The organism is Sphingomonas elodea ATCC 31461 (genome assembly GCF_000226955.1).
Taxonomy (GTDB): domain Bacteria; phylum Pseudomonadota; class Alphaproteobacteria; order Sphingomonadales; family Sphingomonadaceae; genus Sphingomonas; species Sphingomonas elodea.
Genome location: NZ_AGFU01000009.1, coordinates 63830 through 80380 on the forward strand (window position 1 = coordinate 63830; position 16551 = coordinate 80380).

15 protein-coding genes and 1 tRNA gene are annotated in these 16551 nt (G+C 67.0%); 7 read left to right on the forward strand and 9 right to left on the reverse strand.

Translation table 11 applies throughout. From position 1 onward, the window contains the following. Nucleotides 1-6: 6 nt before the first annotated feature. Nucleotides 7-2793 (reverse strand): TonB-dependent receptor, encoded by a 2787-nt coding sequence (locus tag KK7_RS0103690; protein WP_202798660.1) that lies wholly within the window; start codon nucleotides 2791-2793, stop codon nucleotides 7-9. A gap of 185 nt (nucleotides 2794-2978) precedes the next feature. Between KK7_RS0103690 and KK7_RS0103695 the strand changes: the two genes are divergently transcribed. From KK7_RS0103695 to KK7_RS0103705, 3 genes are read left to right on the forward strand one after another with little or no spacing between them, the layout of a single operon-like run. Next, on the forward strand, nucleotides 2979-3686 hold the full coding sequence (locus tag KK7_RS0103695; protein WP_010543295.1) for a FadR/GntR family transcriptional regulator: 708 nt from the start codon (nucleotides 2979-2981) through the stop codon (nucleotides 3684-3686). A gap of 58 nt (nucleotides 3687-3744) precedes the next feature. Then, the gene (locus KK7_RS0103700; RefSeq protein ID WP_083836031.1) at nucleotides 3745-5112 is read left to right on the forward strand and encodes a glycoside hydrolase family 27 protein; all 1368 of its coding nucleotides are present in this window, start codon (nucleotides 3745-3747) and stop codon (nucleotides 5110-5112) included. After that, nucleotides 5109-6593, forward strand: coding sequence for a glycoside hydrolase family 30 protein (locus KK7_RS0103705; RefSeq protein ID WP_010543297.1), 1485 nt, complete (start codon nucleotides 5109-5111; stop codon nucleotides 6591-6593). Before KK7_RS0103700 ends, KK7_RS0103705 begins: the two co-directional genes overlap by 4 nt. 194 nt (nucleotides 6594-6787) lie before the next feature. Here KK7_RS0103705 and tig read toward each other — a convergent pair whose 3' ends face one another. Next, nucleotides 6788-8395, reverse strand: coding sequence for a trigger factor (gene tig / locus KK7_RS0103710; RefSeq protein WP_010543298.1), 1608 nt, complete (start codon nucleotides 8393-8395; stop codon nucleotides 6788-6790). 58 nt (nucleotides 8396-8453) lie between these two features. Continuing rightward, a tRNA-Leu gene (locus KK7_RS0103715) sits at nucleotides 8454-8538 on the reverse strand. A gap of 112 nt (nucleotides 8539-8650) precedes the next feature. Here KK7_RS0103715 and KK7_RS22450 point away from each other — a divergent pair. From KK7_RS22450 to KK7_RS0103730, 3 genes are read left to right on the forward strand one after another with little or no spacing between them, the layout of a single operon-like run. Beyond that, nucleotides 8651-8833: a hypothetical protein gene (locus KK7_RS22450; RefSeq protein ID WP_010543299.1), complete on the forward strand. Its 183-nt coding sequence runs from the start codon at nucleotides 8651-8653 to the stop codon at nucleotides 8831-8833. Between the two features lie 3 nt (nucleotides 8834-8836). After that, nucleotides 8837-9040, forward strand: coding sequence for a hypothetical protein (locus KK7_RS0103725; RefSeq protein WP_100207503.1), 204 nt, complete (start codon nucleotides 8837-8839; stop codon nucleotides 9038-9040). Nucleotides 9041-9066: 26 nt separating this feature from the next. Next, a complete protein-coding gene (locus KK7_RS0103730; protein WP_010543301.1) occupies nucleotides 9067-9786 on the forward strand; it encodes a Crp/Fnr family transcriptional regulator in 720 nt (239 codons plus the stop codon). 34 nt (nucleotides 9787-9820) lie between these two features. On the opposite strand, the gene KK7_RS0103735 is transcribed toward KK7_RS0103730, so the two are convergent. From KK7_RS0103735 to gatB, 4 genes are all read right to left on the reverse strand, one after another. Then, nucleotides 9821-10678: a hypothetical protein gene (locus KK7_RS0103735; RefSeq protein ID WP_010543302.1), complete on the reverse strand. Its 858-nt coding sequence runs from the start codon at nucleotides 10676-10678 to the stop codon at nucleotides 9821-9823. Then, nucleotides 10675-11319: a hypothetical protein gene (locus KK7_RS0103740; RefSeq protein ID WP_010543303.1), complete on the reverse strand. Its 645-nt coding sequence runs from the start codon at nucleotides 11317-11319 to the stop codon at nucleotides 10675-10677. The genes KK7_RS0103735 and KK7_RS0103740 overlap by 4 nt, the downstream gene beginning before the upstream one ends. A gap of 100 nt (nucleotides 11320-11419) precedes the next feature. Beyond that, nucleotides 11420-12031 (reverse strand): peptidylprolyl isomerase, encoded by a 612-nt coding sequence (locus KK7_RS0103745; protein WP_010543304.1) that lies wholly within the window; start codon nucleotides 12029-12031, stop codon nucleotides 11420-11422. Nucleotides 12032-12045: 14 nt separating this feature from the next. Continuing rightward, nucleotides 12046-13557: an Asp-tRNA(Asn)/Glu-tRNA(Gln) amidotransferase subunit GatB gene (gene gatB, locus KK7_RS0103750; RefSeq protein ID WP_010543305.1), complete on the reverse strand. Its 1512-nt coding sequence runs from the start codon at nucleotides 13555-13557 to the stop codon at nucleotides 12046-12048. A gap of 128 nt (nucleotides 13558-13685) precedes the next feature. Here gatB and KK7_RS0103755 point away from each other — a divergent pair, with 128 nt between their 5' ends. Continuing rightward, a complete protein-coding gene (locus KK7_RS0103755; RefSeq protein WP_010543306.1) occupies nucleotides 13686-14645 on the forward strand; it encodes a glycosyltransferase family 2 protein in 960 nt (319 codons plus the stop codon). Nucleotides 14646-14679: 34 nt separating this feature from the next. On the opposite strand, the gene gatA is transcribed toward KK7_RS0103755, so the two are convergent. Then, a complete protein-coding gene (gatA, locus tag KK7_RS0103760; protein ID WP_010543307.1) occupies nucleotides 14680-16161 on the reverse strand; it encodes an Asp-tRNA(Asn)/Glu-tRNA(Gln) amidotransferase subunit GatA in 1482 nt (493 codons plus the stop codon). Next, nucleotides 16158-16445: an Asp-tRNA(Asn)/Glu-tRNA(Gln) amidotransferase subunit GatC gene (gatC, locus tag KK7_RS0103765; protein ID WP_010543308.1), complete on the reverse strand. Its 288-nt coding sequence runs from the start codon at nucleotides 16443-16445 to the stop codon at nucleotides 16158-16160. Before gatC ends, gatA begins: the two co-directional genes overlap by 4 nt. Nucleotides 16446-16551: the final 106 nt, after the last annotated feature.

A 16551-nucleotide genomic window follows, 5' to 3' on the forward strand; every position in this document is an offset into this window, starting at 1 on the left:
GGATGGTCAGTAGGTCGCCCGCAGCGACAGGCCGAAGCGCCGATCGTTGAGTTCGTACCGCAGCGGTGCGGCCGGCGTTCCGATGTAGATCATGTTCAGCCGGTTGTTGAGGTTCACCACATCCGCCGAGACCGCGATCTGCTTGGTCAGGTTCACGCTGATCGAAGCGTCGAGCGAGGCATAGGGCTTGGCATATTGCGGGATGCCGTTGGCGCCGCTTCCCTGGGTCTGGTCGAGATAGCTGGACCGCCAGCTCCACGCCACGCGCGCGGTGACGGGGCCCTTCTCGTAAAGGCCGACAAGGTTGTAGCTGTGCTTCGACAGCTTCTCGAGCGGCAGCTGCTGCGGCGTGTTCGTACCCGCCACGGCGAACGGGTTGCTCACGCTCGAATCGACATAGGTATAGTTGGCCTGGAGGCCGAGCCCGCTCAACGGCCCGGGCAGGAAATCGAAGAACTGGTTGTAGCCGATCTCCGCGCCCTTCACCGTGCCGTTGCCCGAGTTCACCTGCGTGCTGATGTCGTAGGTGACGCCGTTGAACACGCCGGTGACGATGCCGCCCGCCAGGAAGCCGTTGACCTTCTTGTAGAACAGGCCGCCGGTCAGCGATCCGCTGGGGGCGAAGTACCATTCGGCGGTCACGTCGAAATTGTCCGAACGGATCGGGTTGAGCCGCGGGTTGCCCGAGCCGGCGCTCGGATGGCCGGTGACCGGGTTGATCTGGTTCGGATTGTTCAGCGTCAGATTGGTCGAGAGCTGGTCGAAGTTCGGCCGCGCCAGGCCCTTCGAATAGGCGAAGCGCATCTGGAACGTGTCGGTCAGCTTGCCGCGGAGGTTAAAGCTCGGCAACGCCTTGGTGTATTCCCTGCCGACGCTGATCGGCGCGGAGGTGCCGTCATTGTTGAACTGGGTGCCCACCGACGTCGTCCTGGTCTTCACCACGCGCACGCCGAGGCCGCCGTCAAAGCTCACGCCGCCCACATCGAAGCCATAGTCGGCGATCGCCCAGCCGGTATAGGTCTTCTCGGTCTGGCGATTGAGGTCGCCGGGCCTGAAACTGTCCTGCGTCGTCGCGCCGAGCAGCGCATACAGGGCCTTGGTCTGCGCCCATACGCCGTCACCGCCCGGGAATGCCGGGTAGAGCAGCCCGCCCTTCACGGTGTTGCCATCGAACCAGTTCTTCGACGGACCCGGCATCGCAAGCTGCGGATTCTTGGTCAGCGGGACCAGCGGGGTTCCCGACGGCGCACCGCAATTGGGATCGGCGCCGAGCGAGGTGATGCACACGCCGTGCCAGGTGCCGCGCAGGTCGATGCTGTTGTCGGCATAGCGAACGCCGGCGCGCAGCTTCTTCAGGAACCCGCCTTCGACGTCATATTCGATGTCGGACGCGAGTGCGAACGTATCCGCGTCGTTCCGCTGGAGTGCATCCGCAACATAGGGCGTGGTGTAGTTCGCCGGGTTGTTGAGCACACCCTGCTGACGCACGTCCCAGCGCGGATATTTGCCGCGCAGGTCGAAGTCGACGCTGAGCGGGTGCGGCGTGGTCAGCGAGGTCTGGCCGGACTGGCTGTACAGCGACAGCACATGGCCGTTGCGATCCGCATTGTAATAGGAATGGAGATACTGCGCGTCGAAATTCGCCTTGAGCCGGTCGGTCGGCTGCCAGGCTGCATTCAGCGTGAAGTTCTTGCTCGCGCTCCACAGCTGCTGGTCATAGCGGCCGGTCTCGAACGCGATCGGCGCCAGGGTGCCGCTGGTCGCATAGCCTTCCTTGTTGAAGGTGAAGGTCGCGCCCGGCGCCGGCGCGGTACCATAGCTGGTCACGACTCCGGCGGCGTTCCGGACGTTCGAGCGGTTGCTGTAATCGTAATAATAGGCGCCGGTCCGGTTGAACCAGTATTTGGTCATCTGCCCCTGCGCCGTGATGAGCAGCGCGTCGCTCGGCTTCCACTGGATGGCGCCGGCCACGCCCAGGCGCTTGCGATCGCCGCTATCGTCGTAGATTTCGGGACCGTACGGGATCTGGGCGTTCGCCGGCGCGCCCGCGATCGAGCCCGGCGCAACCGTGTCGAACGGCCCGATCAGCAGGCCGTCCTGGCGATACTGGCTCTTGGAATAGACCGCGTTGATCAGCACGCCGATCTCGCCCTCGCCCGCCTGGAAGCGATTGCTGTACAGGCCCGACACGGCATAACCCGGCTTGTCGACGCGGTCGTAGTAATTGCCGCGGACCGTGGCGCTGATCACCTGGCCGGCGGAATCGAACGGCTTGCGGGTGCGCAGGTTCACCGCGCCGCCCACGCCGCCTTCGATGATGTTGGCGGGCGCGTTCTTGTACACGTCGATGCCCGACAGCAGTTCCGGCGGCACGCCTTCAAGGTCGAACGCGCGCCCGCCCGAGGCGGAATAGACCGCGCGGCCGTCGAGAAAGTTCTGGACCTGGGTCAGGCCGCGCACGGTGATCGCGGGCTGGGTGCGGTGGTCGAAATCGGTGGCGCCTTCGCCGTAGCGGCGCTGGATCTGCACACCGGTGATGCGCTGCAGCGCCTCGGTGGTGTTCGCGTCCGGCAGCTTGCCGATGTCCTGCGCCTGCACCGAATCGACGATCTGGTCGGCGTTGCGCTTCAGCGCCTGGGCGGAGCGGAGGCTCTCGCGCACGCCGGTGACGACGATTTCCCCCGGCCCCTCATTGGCACCCTGCCCGCTGGCCTGCTGGGCATGGGCCGGCATGGCTCCGGCCACCGCCAGTGCGATCGCGGACGTGCCAAACAACGCAATTTTCGTGCTCACCCTCATCAGATCCTCCCTCATCCCCTGGCCCGAAGCTCCACGTCTGCGCGCGGATCAGGACCAGTTGTCTGACAACATATCCCATCTTATTTGTAAGACAAGTGAGATTCGAGCCGCGTGCATTTCCGGGATGGCGCCCGGCGCCAAGACCGACCAAGATCAGGCGGGATAGAGGGGGATGGCGATTGGCTGTCGAACGAAAGCGTAACCCGGCACATCGATCGATCGCGCGGGAACTGGGCGTGGCGATCGTGACGGGCCAGTATCTGCCAGGGGCGATATTGCCGGGCGAATTCGAACTGGCCGAGACACGCAGCGTCTCGCGCAGCGTCGTGCGCGAAGCGCTGCGCATATTGGCGGCAAAAGGACTGATCGAAAGCCGCCCCAAGGCGGGCACGCGGATCCGCAATCGCGGCGACTGGAACCTGCTCGATCCGGACATCCTCGCCTGGACGTTCGAAGCGGAGCCCTCTGCCACCTTTGTCGAGAATCTGTTCCAGCTCCGCATGATCGTCGAGCCGTCCGCCGCCGAACTGGCCGCAAAGTTCCGCACCGCGCGCCAGATCGGCCGGATGGGCCACGCCCTGGAAGTGATGGAGGAAATGGGGCTCGCGACGGCGGAAGGGCAAGCCGCCGACCAGCAGTTTCACAACGTTCTGCTGGAGGCGACGGCGAACGACCTGCTGGTCAGCCTTTCCGGAAGCATCGGCACCGCGGTGCGGGCGACCGCGCTGTTCAAGGCGCGCAAGGCGAAGCAGCTGCGCGACTCCATCCCGCTGCACCGCGACCTGTTCTCCGCCATCACCAACGGCGATCCGGCAGCGGCAAAAGCGGCCTGCGTCACGCTTATTCTCCAGGCGCACGAAGATACCGAACTCTCGCTGAAGCCTTGACCCGGCAGCGTTGACGCCCCCCATTCGTCCGTTTAGTCAGACAAAAACGGAGGGACGGATGAGCGAACGGAAACGCGGTGGTGTCCGCATCGATCGGCGCGGCCTGTTACACGGAGCGGCGACGCTCGGCGGTGCGGCCCTGGCGGCTCCGGCTGCGGCACGGGCCGGCCCCGGGCAGCTGGCCCCTACCCCGCCGATGGGTTGGAACAGCTGGAACAGCTTCGCCACCACGATCACCGAGGCACAGGCACTGGAGACCGCCGCCATCCAGGCGCGCGAGCTGCTGCCGTTCGGCTACGACATCTTTACCATCGACATCCAATGGTACGAGCCGGAAGCCAACAGCTACACCTACAACGCCAAGCCGGTGCCGGCGATGGACAGCCATGGCCGGCTGCTGCCCGCCCCCAACCGGTTTCCGTCGTCCACGAATGGCAAGGGCTTCGCACCCATCGCGGCCAAGGTCCACGCACTCGGCATGAAGTTCGGCGTCCACCTGATGCGCGGCATCCCCCGGCTGGCGGTGGAACGCAACCTGCCGGTGCTGGGCGCGAACGGCGTCCGCGCCGCGGATATCGCCGACACCACGAGCATCTGCCCGTGGAACCCCGACATGTACGGCGTCGACATGCGCAAGCCGGGCGCACAGGCCTATTATGACAGCGTCTTCGCACTGCTCGCCTCCTGGGGCGTCGACTTCGTCAAGATGGACGACATGAGCCGCCCCTATGACGCGCATGCGCCGGAAATCGAGGCGGCGGCCAAGGCGATTCGCGCGACCGGGCGGCCGATCCTGCTCAGCCTCTCGCCCGGCGAGACGCCGGTCCCGCACGCCGCCCATGTCGCGCAGCACGCCCAGATGTGGCGCATCTCCGACGATTTCTGGGACGACTGGAAGATGCTGGAGGCGCAGTTCACCCGGCTGGAGAACTGGAGCCCCCACGCCCGCCCCGGCGCCTGGCCCGATGCCGACATGCTGCCGCTCGGTCGGCTCGCGCTCGGCCAGCGCGACACCAAGTTCACGCCGGACGAGCAGCGCACGCTGATGACGCTCTGGGGAATCGCCCGCTCGCCCCTGATCATGGGCGGTGACCTGCGCCACCTAGACGCCCGCACCCGCGCGCTGCTGACCAATCGCGAAGTGCTAGCGGTCAACCAGGCGAGCAGCGGGAACCGGCCCTGGTTCGTCGCCGACGATCGCCGCGTGTGGACCGCCCGCGCTGCCACGGGCGGCCACTATGTCGCGCTGTTCAACACCGGCGACAAGGCGGGTGAGGCCGCGTTCGACCTGCGCCTGCTCGGCGCGACGGGCACCGTGCGGGTGCGCAACCTGTGGGAGGGCAAGGACGAGGGGACGAGCCCCTTGCGGCTCGCCCGCACGCTGCCGCCGCACGGCGCCGGTCTCTACAAGGTGACAGCGGCATGATCCGCGCGCTGGCCCTGTCGCTGCTGATCGCCGCCTCGCCCGCGGCCCTCGCCCAGACCAGCCCGCAGCCGCCGGTCGCGGAGCCGCACGTCACGCTGACGCTGCGGCCGGATCTGAAGCGCCGAGGCCAGCCTTTCGAGGGCTGGGGGACGGCGCTCGCCTGGTTCGCCCATGTCACCGGCGGCTATCCAGACCCGATACGCGAGAGGCTGGCGGACCTGTTCTACGGGCCGGAGGGACTGGGCTGGACGATCGCGCGCTACAATATCGGTGGCGGCGACGCGCCCGAGACCAAGCCCTATCTCCGCCCCGGCGCCGACGTGCCCGGCTTCTGGCGCCGCCCGGCGGGCGCGACCGGCACCGACTGGTGGAACCCTGCCGATCCCGCGATGTGGGACTGGCAAGCCGATGCCAATCAGCGCTGGTGGCTGGACGCGATCCGCAAGCGGGTTAAGGCCCCGATCTTCGAGGCCTTCTCCAACTCGCCGCCCTGGTTCATGACCGTCAGCGGACGTGTCTCCGGCGCCGAGAAGGGCACCGACGACAATCTCCGCCCCGGCCAGGAAGCGCGCTTCGCCGAATATCTGGCGATCGTGGTGGACAGGCTGCAACGTGCGCACGGCATCACTTTCCGCACGCTGTCGCCGGTCAACGAACCGAACACCGACTATTGGTTCGCCGCCAACACGCAGGAAGGTGCGCACTGGAGCCCGGCCCGCCAGGCGATGATGATCAACGCCGCCGACCGCGCGCTGAAGGCGCACGGATTGAAGACGGTGATCGCGGCGCCGGACGAGACCAACTCCCACCTCTTCGTGCGCGACTGGCAAGGCTATCCGGCGGCGACCCGCGCGCGGATCGGGCAGTTGAACGTCCACAGCTATGGCACCGTCCACCAGACTGCGGTGCGGGACATCGCGCAGGCGCACGGCATCCGCCTCTGGATGAGCGAGAACGACACCCCGCTCGACAAGGATCCCGAGCATTTCGACGGCATGGCCTCACCGCTCGCCTTCGCCGAACATGTCGTCCACGATCTCAAGCGTCTGGAGCCGGTCGCCTGGGTGTTCTGGCAGGCGGTGGAGCGCCAGAGCAGCGACAAGGGCGACGGCAGCGCCGGCGGCAGCAACTGGGGGCTGGTGAAGATGGCCTACGCGCCTGCCACCGCAGCCGAGCATCCGATCCACCTAACCCGCAAATACTGGGCCCTGGCGCAGTTCAGCCGGTACATCCGGCCGGGCTATCGGCTGGTGCCGGTAGACGACGAAGATACGGTCGGCGCAATCTCGCCGGAGGGCAAGCGGCTGGTGCTCGTGCACGTCAATGGCGGCGTAGTGCCGCGCCGGCTGACGATCGGCCTACCCGGGGCGCGGGTGGTGGAGCGGGTCGTCACCGATGCCAGCCGCGACGCGGCGGCGGTGTCGGCGGAAGCGCTGGCGGAGCCCAAGGCGGTCACCACGCTGGTCGTCGCGCTGCGCTGAACCCTAAGATCCTCCCCCAGAGGCGGAGCCCCCCCCCCGCCGAAGGCCGTGGTGGAGGGTTGTCCCGGCCGGGCAGGCACACGACACACCAGCGTCGCTCCCTCCGCCCCGCTGCGCGCGCAACCTCCCCGTGAAGGGGAGGATTTGGAGTAGAAAGAAGAAGGGCCGGAACTTTCGTTCCGGCCCTTCTCAAATCACTCGGCGTCGGCCTTCTTCTTGGCCGCTGCCTTTTTCGGCTTCGGCGCGGCGTCTTCGCCCTCGCCTTCGGCCTTGGCAGCCTTCTTGGCCTTCTTCACCGGCTCGGCATCGCCCTCGGCGGCCGGCTCGGCGTCTTCGGCCTTGGCCTTCTTGGCAGCCGGCTTCTTGGCGGGCTTTTCTTCACCGGCCTCGTCCGACGCGTCGGCCTTCTTGGCGGCCTTCTTCTTCGGCTTGTGGTTGTCGTGATCGTGGACATGGGTGCCCGACGAGAAGCCGTCCTCGCTCTCGATCGCGGCTTCCAGCTCTTCCTTGGTCACTTCGCGATCGGTGATCTCGGCCTTGTCGAACAGGAAGTCGACGACCTTGTCCTCGAACAGCGGCGCGCGCAGCTGGGCAGCCGCCATCGGCTCCTGCTGGACATACTGGATGAAGCGCTGGCGATCCTGCGGGCCGTACTGCTGCGCGGCCTGCGCGATCAGGCGGTTCATTTCCTGCGCGGTCACTTCGACGCCGTTGGCGGTGCCGATCTCGCTGAGCAGCAGGCCCAGGCGCACGCGGCGCTCGGCAATCGCACGATATTCGTCGCGCTCGCCTTCCAGCTCGGCCAGGGCCGCGGCCGGATCTTCCTCATGCTCGGTCTCGTGGACGAGCTGGTGCCAGATCTGGTCGAACTCGGCTTCCACCATCGACGGCGGCACCGGGAAGTCGTGGCCGGCGGCGAGCTGGTCGAGCAGCTTGCGCTTCATGTGGGTGCGGGTCAGGCCGTTGAGCTGCTGCTCGATCTGCCCCTTCAGCAGGCCGGTCAGCTGCTCCAGATCCTGGAGGCCGAACGCCTTCGCCATGTCGTCGTCGATCTTGGTCTCGCCGGCGGTCTGCACCGCGGTGATCTTGACGTCGAAGGTCGCGGCCTTGCCGGCCAGATCCTTGGCGCCGTAATCGTCCGGGAAGGTGACGTTGAGCTGCTTCTCGTCGCCGACCTTCACGCCTTCCAGCTGCTCCTCGAAGCCCGGGATCAGGCGGCCCGAGCCGAGCTCGACGGCCATGCCCTCGCCGGTGCCGCCGTCAAAGGCAACGCCGTCGACCTTGCCGACGAAGTCCATCACCACCTGGTCACCCTTGGTCGCGGCATGGCCCTCGTCCGCGTCGTCGAAGCGCTTCTGCTGGTTGGCGAGCTGCTTCAGCTGCTCCTGCACTTCCTCGTCCTTGACCGGCACGGTCAGGCGCTCGAGCTTCAGGCCCTCGATGGAGGGGGTCGGAACGTCGGGGAGCACTTCCAGCTCGACCTTCACTTCCGCGTCGCCGCCGGGGGCGTATTCGCCCTCGAGGCTGACCGACGGCTGCATCGCCGGGCGCAGCTTGTGATCGGCGATCAGCTTCTGGATGCCTTCCTGGATCGAGCTGTTGAGCGCGTCCTGCGTCAGCGCCTCGCCGTGCATCTTGCGGACCAGGTTGATCGGCACCTTGCCGGGGCGGAAGCCGGGCATGCGAATCTGCGGAGCGACCCGCTTGACCTCGGCATCGACCTTCGAGTCGATGTCCGCGGCGGTGATCTTCAGCGTGAAGGCGCGCTTCAGGCCCTCGTTCAACGTCTCGACAGTCTGCATTCTCACGCTTTCTCAAAGAATTCGGAATTGCGGTGTACCACACATCAGCCGCGAGGACTGGTGCGGGCGAAGGGAGTCGAACCCCCACATCTTTCGATACTGGAACCTAAATCCAGCGCGTCTACCAGTTCCGCCACGCCCGCAGGGGACACCGCCGGTCGGCGGGCTCTATAGCAGTCATGGGGTTCGGGGCAAGCACGAAGCAACGATTGGGCATCGCAAGGCGTTGGGGCTGAAACGACCAGGAGATGTCCCATGCCGGTAGAGCCCCCCATCCAGCCTACCACCCCGCCCTCCGAGATGCCCGCACCCAACCCGGGCCAGCCGAGCGGCCCGCCGCCGGAAATCGATCCGCCAGGCCCCGATATCGACGTGCCCGCCCCCCAGACCGAACCGGGCATCGATCCGGGCATCACCCCCGGCCAGCCGGTCGCCTGACCCATGGAGAACAGCCTTATGCCCGAGTCCGACAAGGACCACGCAGACCCCCGCTCCGACATCCAGCAGGCGGTGGAATCGCGTTCGGACGCGGCCGATGCCGCCACCAAGGAAGGCCTTCCCCTTCAGCGCGCGGTGCCGCTGGGCGCAGGCGGCGAGAACGGCGCCGACGGGGTCGTGAAGAACCAGGATCTCAACCAGCAATAATCACGCTGTCGGAGCCTCGCACCGCAATGATCGAACGCCACCTGCTGAAACTGCGCCTGCGCGACACGATCAGCGCGGAGGAGGACGCCGCGATCCGCGGGACGATCGTCGACACCATCGTGCATCCCGCCGGCCGCACCATCGTGCGCGCCGGCGAGGAACTGAACTATTCCACGCTGCTGCTCGACGGATTGCTCGGCCGCTACAAGGACCTCAAGAACGGCCAGCGCCAGATCACCCATGTCCATGTCGCCGGCGACTTCGCCGACCTGCACGGCTTCACGCTGAAGCGACTCGACCACTCGCTGCTGGCGATCACCCCCTGCACCATCGCCCGCGCGTCGCATGCGCGGCTTCGGCAGATCACCGAGACGCTGCCGCACCTGACCCGGGTGATGTGGTATTCCACCAATGTCGACGCCGCGATCCACCGCGAGTGGGAAGTCTCGCTCGGTCGCCGCTCCGCCATCCAGCGCGCGGCGCACCTGTTCTGCGAGCTGCATGTGCGGCTCCAGGTGGTCGGCCTGGCGGAGGTGGATAGCTATCCCCTCGCCATCAGCCAGGCGGAACTCGCCGAATGCCTGGGCCTCACCCCCGTGCATGTAAACCGGGTACTGCGCGAACTTCGCGAGCGCGTCCTGGTCGAGTTCCGCAACGGACGGGTGTCGTTCCACGATCTGCCCGGCCTAAAGCGACTTGCGGAGTTCGACCCCGGCTATCTCTACCTGGAGCCGCAGGCGCTGTAGGGCCGACACCCCTCACAGCGCCCGCGGCTACCCGTCACTGCGCGGTGAGATCGACGATCCGGTCGCGATCGTAGCGGAGCACGCCCGGAATCTCGGGAATACGGCCGATCATCACGCCGAAATAGTTCGGCAGCTTGCCGACCGGGCGATAGCTGGCCCGCCGGATCGGTAGGTTGGCGAGGCGCGGGTCGATTGCCTGCCCGTCCGGCGCGGGTCCGAGCAGATTGGGAATTGCCTGCGGTGCCGGGAAGTTCTTGTCCGCCACCGCGACAATGGGCTTGCCCTGCTTGCTCGCGATATAGCCGAGATCGGTGATCTCGCCGGCACGGACCTCCACCTTCACGCTGCCCATGCACCAGCAGGTGCCGGCCGCCCCGCCCTGCGGCATCACCATCACCGGCCCGTAGAGCCGGTACTCGCCGGGTGTGAGTTCCTGCAGATAGGTGGAACCGCCACCGTCCTGCTTGGCGAAGCGGTTGGTCGGGCCGATCGACGCCGCGGCCATGCGCTCGAAGGGGACGAACTGGAAATTGGCCTCGGTCGGCTCGACCGGCTTCTCCGGCACCGGCGTATTGGCCGCCCCGGACTTGCGGGCCTTCAGCGCATCCTCGTAGGATTTCAGCTTCTTCTCATATTTGCGACGGGCCTCGGCAAAGGCCCGGGCGCGCAGATCGGCATAGGTCGTGCGTTCCGCCTCGGTCGGTATCCGCATCAGATGCATCGGCATCGCCACATCGGTACGCAGCAGGACATAGCCGAACGCGGGATTGAGCGCGACGGCCGGCTTGTCGGCCATCGCCTTGGTCTTCACGAACACCGGCGGCTTCTCGCCGGCCAGCGCGGGCGCGGCGAGTAGGAGCCCGAAGGCGGCGAACAGAATTGTACGGATCATAGCCCCAGAGCCTCCCCCTTCGGCGTCGCCTGCGCGGCGACCAGCGCCTGGCGCTTCAACAGCTCGACGCGGCGTTCATGGCCGACATGGCCGATGCCTTCCTCGAAGTTGAACTCGGTCCATAGCGATTTGGGCAGCCCGAAACGCTGATAGCCCTTGTAGAACATGCACAGCCGCATGTTCACCCGGCGCGCCTTGCGCTTCTCGGCCGAGCCGAAGATCGCCACCGCCAGCGCGCTGCCGATGGCACCGCCCAGGGCGCCGGCCATGGTGCCGGTGTAGGGATAGGGCACCCCGGTATAGTCGATCCCGCTCGACAGACCGCTGGCATAGCCGTCGCATTCGCGCAGATCGGCATAGGCGGTCGCGAAATCGGTGCTGTCCCGATGGAAATAATAGTATTTGTCGAAGTCCTCGGCGTCGGTCGGCGAGGGCGTGAACGCCAGTTCCGGCATTTTCACCGAGGCAGGATCCAGTTCGGCCGCCTCGGGCTTGCCGAACGGCGACGCGCTGTCGGCGAGAATGCGCGGGGCCCCTCCGCCGTTCGCCGCCGTCAGGGCGCTGTCCTGCGCGATTGCCGCCTGGCTGCAGACCGAAACGGCCAGCAGGGCGCCGATGACGGCGCGACCTCTTCCTTTCATGCTTCCCCCTCCTCGGCGTCACCCGATCGGTACGCCTGGCGAGGAAGCTATGCGAAAATATATTGGCCGCGCAACGATTCTCCCCAAGCCAGCGTCGCGATCACGGCGTCAGGCGGCGAGCCGAGAGGATCTTGACGGGCGCTTCCGGCACCTCGCCCTTGAAGCTGCCCATCAGCGTCTTGGTCGGCGAGATCGGCCCGTCCAGAATCTTGAGCAGCACGTCGTGCCCTTCGATTACCCGGCCGAACGCGGCGAAACCCAGATTATCGCCGGGCTTGCTCGGGTCCGCATCGAAGGAGGGCTGATCGCCGACCATGATGGTAAACTCGCCGCGCGCGCTGCCAGGTGCCAGGCGGGGCAGCGAGAGCGTGCCGTCGAGATGCTTGATGCCGGTTTCGCTGGTCGGCTCATGCTTGATCGGCGGGAACATCTTGGCCGGCGCGTTCTGGATGCCGAACTGGACGAAGCCGAACTTCTCCGCCGGCTTGACGGTGCGGTAGAACACCACCCCGTCCAGCCGCTTGGCATCGACATAGCGCAGGAAGTTCCGGGCGGAGACGGGCGCCTTGTCGAGATATACCTCGACCACCATCCGCCCGGCGCTGGTCTCGATCGCCACCTTGGGATTGGCGGCAGGGGATGCGGGCGCGGTCTGCGCCGACGCGGTCAGCGGGAACAGGCACAGGGCCAGGACGACCAGTCGACGCAGCATCCCCTTGCCTCCCCTCAGCTCAGCGCCTTCTTGAGCAGCTCGTTGACCACCGCCGGGTTGGCCTTGCCGGCCATCGCCTTCATCGTCTGGCCGACGAAGAAGCCGAACAGCGCCTCCTTGCCGGCGCGATACTGTTCGAGCTGATTCGGGTTCTTGGCCAGGATCTCGGCGATCACCGCCTCGATCGCGCCGGTGTCGCTGGTCTGCTTCATGCCGCGCTCTTCGACGATCTTGCCCGGCGCATCGCCGGTCTCCAGCATGATCTCGAACACCTGCTTGCCCAGCGTGTTCGAAATGGTGCCGTCGGCGACCAGTGCGAGCAGTTCGGCGCCCGCCTCGGGGCTGACCGGGCTCTCGTCGATGCCCTTGCCCAGGCGGTTGAGCGCCCCGTACAGGTCCGAGAGCAGCCAGTTGGCTGCGGCGCGAGCGACTTCCTGCTCGCCCTTCTTCTGGATGCGCGCGCTTTCGGCGAGCAAGGCCTCGAACCAGCGCGCCGTCTCCGCCTCGGCGGTCAACACCGCGGCGTTATAGGCGGTGAGGCCCAGCGACTCCTCGTAGCGGCGGCGCTTGGCGTCCGGCAGCTCGGGCAGGCTCTGGCGGCATTCCTCGAGGAAGCTGTCGTCCAGCTCCAGCGGCAGCAGATCGGGATCAGGGAAGTAGCGGTAATCATGCGCGTCTTCCTTCGAGCGCATCGAGCGGGTCTCGCCCTTGTCGGGATCGAACAGGCGGGTTTCCTGAACGATCCGGCCGCCGCCCTCCAGCACCTCGACCTGGCGCCGCGCCTCATATTCGATCGCCTGCATCACGAAGCGCACCGAGTTGACGTTCTTGGTCTCGGTACGCGTGCCGAACGGCTCGCCCGGCTTGCGCACCGAAACGTTGACGTCGGCGCGCATCGAGCCCTGGTCCATGTTACCGTCGCACGAGCCGACATAGCGCAGGATCGAGCGCAGCTTCGAGAGATAGGCGCCCGCCTCGGCCGGCGAGCGCATGTCCGGCTTCGACACGATCTCCATCAGCGCCACGCCCGCGCGGTTGAGGTCGACATAGGAGCGGGTCGGGTGCTGGTCGTGCATCAGCTTGCCGGCATCCTGCTCGACATGGATGCGCTCGACACCGATGGACTTGATCTCGGCCTCCGGGTCCTTCTCGTCGAGGCTGATCGTGATCTCGCCCTCGCCCACCAGCGGGTGGTAGAGCTGGCTGATCTGGTAGCCCTGCGGCAGATCGGCGTAGAAATAGTTCTTCCGATCGAAGCGCGACCATTTGTTGATCACCGCGCCGATCGCCATGCCGGTGCGCACCGCCTGGCGGATGCACTCGCGGTTGGGCGTGGGCAGCATGCCGGGCATCGCGGCATCGATAAGGCTCACCTGGCTATTGGGCTCTGCCCCGAACGCCGTGGCCGCACCGGAAAACAGCTTGGCGTTCGACGTGACCTGGGCATGGACTTCGAGGCCGATCACGACCTCCCATTCGCCGGTATCGCCCTGGATTCGGTAGCTCGATGCAGTCTTGGTCGCCATGTGCTCTTCACAAGGTAATGGGATATGCGTGGCTCTGCCTATCGCGCGTCGCCGCCCTCAGGTCCAGCGCCCAATTGCGCGGCGCCCTCGAGTCGACTAGGCGCCCGGCGAGAAGGAGTATGGCGGGCATGGCCTCGGTGGCGTCGCGGTTTCAGGATCGGTTTGCGGGCTTGCGGGTGGCGGTCCTGCTGCCCTGCTACAATGAAGAGGTGGCGATCGCCCGCACCGTAGAGGCGTTTCGGTCGAGCCTGCCGGGCGCCACGGTGTATGTGTACGACAACAACAGCCGCGACCGGACGATCGAGGTGGCGCAAGCCGCCGGCGCGGTGGTGCGCAGCGAGCGGATGCAGGGCAAGGGCAATGTCGTACGCCGCATGTTCGCCGATATCGAGGCGGACGTGTACGTCCTGTCCGACGGCGACCTCACCTATGACGCCGATGCCGCGCCTGCCCTGATCGAGCGGCTGCTCGACGAACAGCTCGACATGGTCGTCGGCGCGCGCAAGTCCGAGGTGGAGCTGGCCTATCGGCGCGGGCATCGGCTGGGCAACCGGATGCTCACCGGCATGCTGGCCCGGCTCTTCGGCCGCAGCTTCAGCGACATCCTGTCGGGGTACCGGGTGTTCTCGCGGCGGTTCGTGAAGAGCTTCCCCGTGCTCTCCGCCGGGTTCGAGATCGAGACCGAGATCAGCATCCACGCGCTGGAGCTGCGCATGCCGGTGGCGGAGATCGTCACCGCCTATGCCGCGCGGCCCGAAGGCTCGACCTCGAAGCTCTCCACCTATCGCGACGGCTGGCGGATCCTGCGCACGATCGTGACGCTGTTCCGCATCGAGCGACCGATCCTGTTCTTCGGCGGCATTGCCGGTGCGCTGGCGCTGCTGGCGGTGCTGCTCGCGATACCCCTGGGTGTGACCTACTGGCACACCGGCCAGGTCCCGCGCCTGCCGACCGCCGTGCTGGTGACCGGCCTGTCGATCGTCGCGACATTGAGCTTCTTTACCGGGCTGATCCTCGACACGGTGGTGCGCGGCCGCCGCGAGGTACGGCGGCTGGCCTATCTCGCCGTGCCGATCGTGCAGGGATAAAAAGATCCTCCCCGGCACGGGGAGGATCGTTAGGTTACCACCAGGCCTTGGGACGCGCGGTGAAGCCAGCGCGCTGCTCGATCGCGAGGCCGGCGTTGAGCACGCCCTGCTCGTCGAACGGCTTGCCGATGATCTGCAGGCCCAGCGGCAGGCCGCCCGCATCCAGACCGCCCGGCACGCTCATCGCGGGCACGCCCGCGAGGCTCGCCGGCACGGTGAACACGTCGTTGAGGTACATCGCCAGCGGATCGACCTTCTCGCCCAGCCCGAACGCCGCGCTCGGCGCCGTCGGGGTGAGCAGCAGGTCGCACTGGCTCCAGGCATTGTCGAAGTCGCGCGCGATCAGCGTGCGGACCTTCTGCGCCTGGGTGTAATAGGCATCGTAGAAGCCGGCCGACAGCACATAGGTGCCGATCAGGATGCGGCGCTTCACCTCGTCGCCGAAGCCGGCGGCGCGGGTGGCGGCGTACATGTCCTGCAGGTTCTGGCCGTCGGCCAGTTCGCGGAGACCATAGCGCACGCCGTCATAGCGGGCGAGGTTGGACGAAGCTTCGGCCGGCGCGATGATGTAATAGGCCGGCAGCGCATATTTGGTGTGCGGCAGGCTGACCTCGACGATCTCGGCCCCGGCATCCTTCAGCCAGGCGATGCCCTGCTGCCACAGCGCCTCGATCTCGGCCGGGGTGCCGTCCATCCGGTACTCGGCCGGGATGCCGACACGCTTGCCGCGCAGATCGGCGGAGAGGCCCGCCTCCCAGTTCGGGACCGCCATGTCGAGCGAGGTCGAATCCTTGGGATCAAAGCCCGCCATCGCCTCGAGCAGGATCGCGCAGTCGCGCACGTCGCGCGCCATCGGGCCGGCCTGATCGAGCGAGGAGGCGAACGCCACCACGCCCCAGCGCGAGCAGCGGCCATAGGTGGGCTTGATGCCCGAGATGCCGGTGAACGCCGCCGGCTGGCGGATCGAGCCGCCGGTATCGGTGCCGGTCGCCGCCGGGCAGAGCCGCGCCGCGATCGCCGCCGAGCTGCCGCCCGAGGAGCCGCCGGGCGCGAGCGGCGTGGTATCGCCCTCGCCCCGCCGCCACGGCGAGATCACGTTGCCGAAATAGCTGGTCTCGTTCGACGAGCCCATCGCGAACTGGTCGAGATTGAGCTTGCCGAGCATGCCGGCGCCCGCGTCCCACAGCTTGTGAGAGACAGTGGATTCATACTCGGGCTTGAAGCCTTCGAGGATGCGGCTGGCCGCGGTGGTCTGCACGCCCTTGGTGGCGAACAGGTCCTTCATGCCGATCGGCACGCCGGCCAGCGGCTTGAGCGTCTCGCCCGCGGCGCGCGCCTTGTCGGCCGCATCGGCGGCGGTGAGCGCATGCTCGGGGGTCTTGACGATGAACGCGTTGAGCGCGTCGGCGCCGGCCACGGCGGTGTTGAACGCCTCGGCGACTTCGCGCGCGGAGAATTCGCCGTCGCGCACGCCGTTGCGGATGGCGGCGACGCCCAGATCCGTCAGCGCGCTCATTCCACCACCTTCGGAACCGTGAAGAAGCCATGTTCGCCCTGCGGCGCGTTCGCCAGCACCGCGTCGCGCTGGTTGCCCTCGGTGATCACGTCGGCGCGCAGGCGCAGCGTGTTCGGGATCACCGCAGTCATCGGCGCGACATCCTTCGTGTCGACTTCGCCGAGCTGCTCGATCCAGCCCACGATGTTGTTGAGTTCGGGCGCGAGGCGCTCGGCATCGGCGTCGCTGATCGCGATACGCGCCAGGCTCGCCACTTTCTTCACGGTTGCGGTGTCTACGGACATGTTCCTGCGCCTAACAGCCGAGCCCCGCCCCTTCAAGCGCCGCAATCGCGCATCGGCACTTGCGGTTGCATCCTTCGCACGCGAGACTGCCGGGAACGCGATTGCG

Bases quoted from the DNA above. Each gene is read 5' to 3' on its own strand.
- KK7_RS0103700 (WP_083836031.1), top strand. From the start codon at position 3,745: ATGAGCGAACGGAAACGCGGTGGTGTCCGCATCGATCGGCGCGGCCTG.
- KK7_RS0103705 (WP_010543297.1), top strand. From the start codon at position 5,109: ATGATCCGCGCGCTGGCCCTGTCGCTGCTGATCGCCGCCTCGCCCGCG.
- tig (WP_010543298.1), bottom strand. From the start codon at position 8,395: ATGCAGACTGTCGAGACGTTGAACGAGGGCCTGAAGCGCGCCTTCACG.
- KK7_RS22450 (WP_010543299.1), top strand. From the start codon at position 8,651: ATGCCGGTAGAGCCCCCCATCCAGCCTACCACCCCGCCCTCCGAGATG.
- KK7_RS0103725 (WP_100207503.1), top strand. From the start codon at position 8,837: ATGGAGAACAGCCTTATGCCCGAGTCCGACAAGGACCACGCAGACCCC.
- KK7_RS0103730 (WP_010543301.1), top strand. From the start codon at position 9,067: ATGATCGAACGCCACCTGCTGAAACTGCGCCTGCGCGACACGATCAGC.
- KK7_RS0103735 (WP_010543302.1), bottom strand. From the start codon at position 10,678: ATGATCCGTACAATTCTGTTCGCCGCCTTCGGGCTCCTACTCGCCGCG.
- KK7_RS0103740 (WP_010543303.1), bottom strand. From the start codon at position 11,319: ATGAAAGGAAGAGGTCGCGCCGTCATCGGCGCCCTGCTGGCCGTTTCG.
- KK7_RS0103745 (WP_010543304.1), bottom strand. From the start codon at position 12,031: ATGCTGCGTCGACTGGTCGTCCTGGCCCTGTGCCTGTTCCCGCTGACC.
- gatB (WP_010543305.1), bottom strand. From the start codon at position 13,557: ATGGCGACCAAGACTGCATCGAGCTACCGAATCCAGGGCGATACCGGC.
- KK7_RS0103755 (WP_010543306.1), top strand. From the start codon at position 13,686: ATGGCCTCGGTGGCGTCGCGGTTTCAGGATCGGTTTGCGGGCTTGCGG.
- gatA (WP_010543307.1), bottom strand. From the start codon at position 16,161: ATGAGCGCGCTGACGGATCTGGGCGTCGCCGCCATCCGCAACGGCGTG.
- gatC (WP_010543308.1), bottom strand. From the start codon at position 16,445: ATGTCCGTAGACACCGCAACCGTGAAGAAAGTGGCGAGCCTGGCGCGT.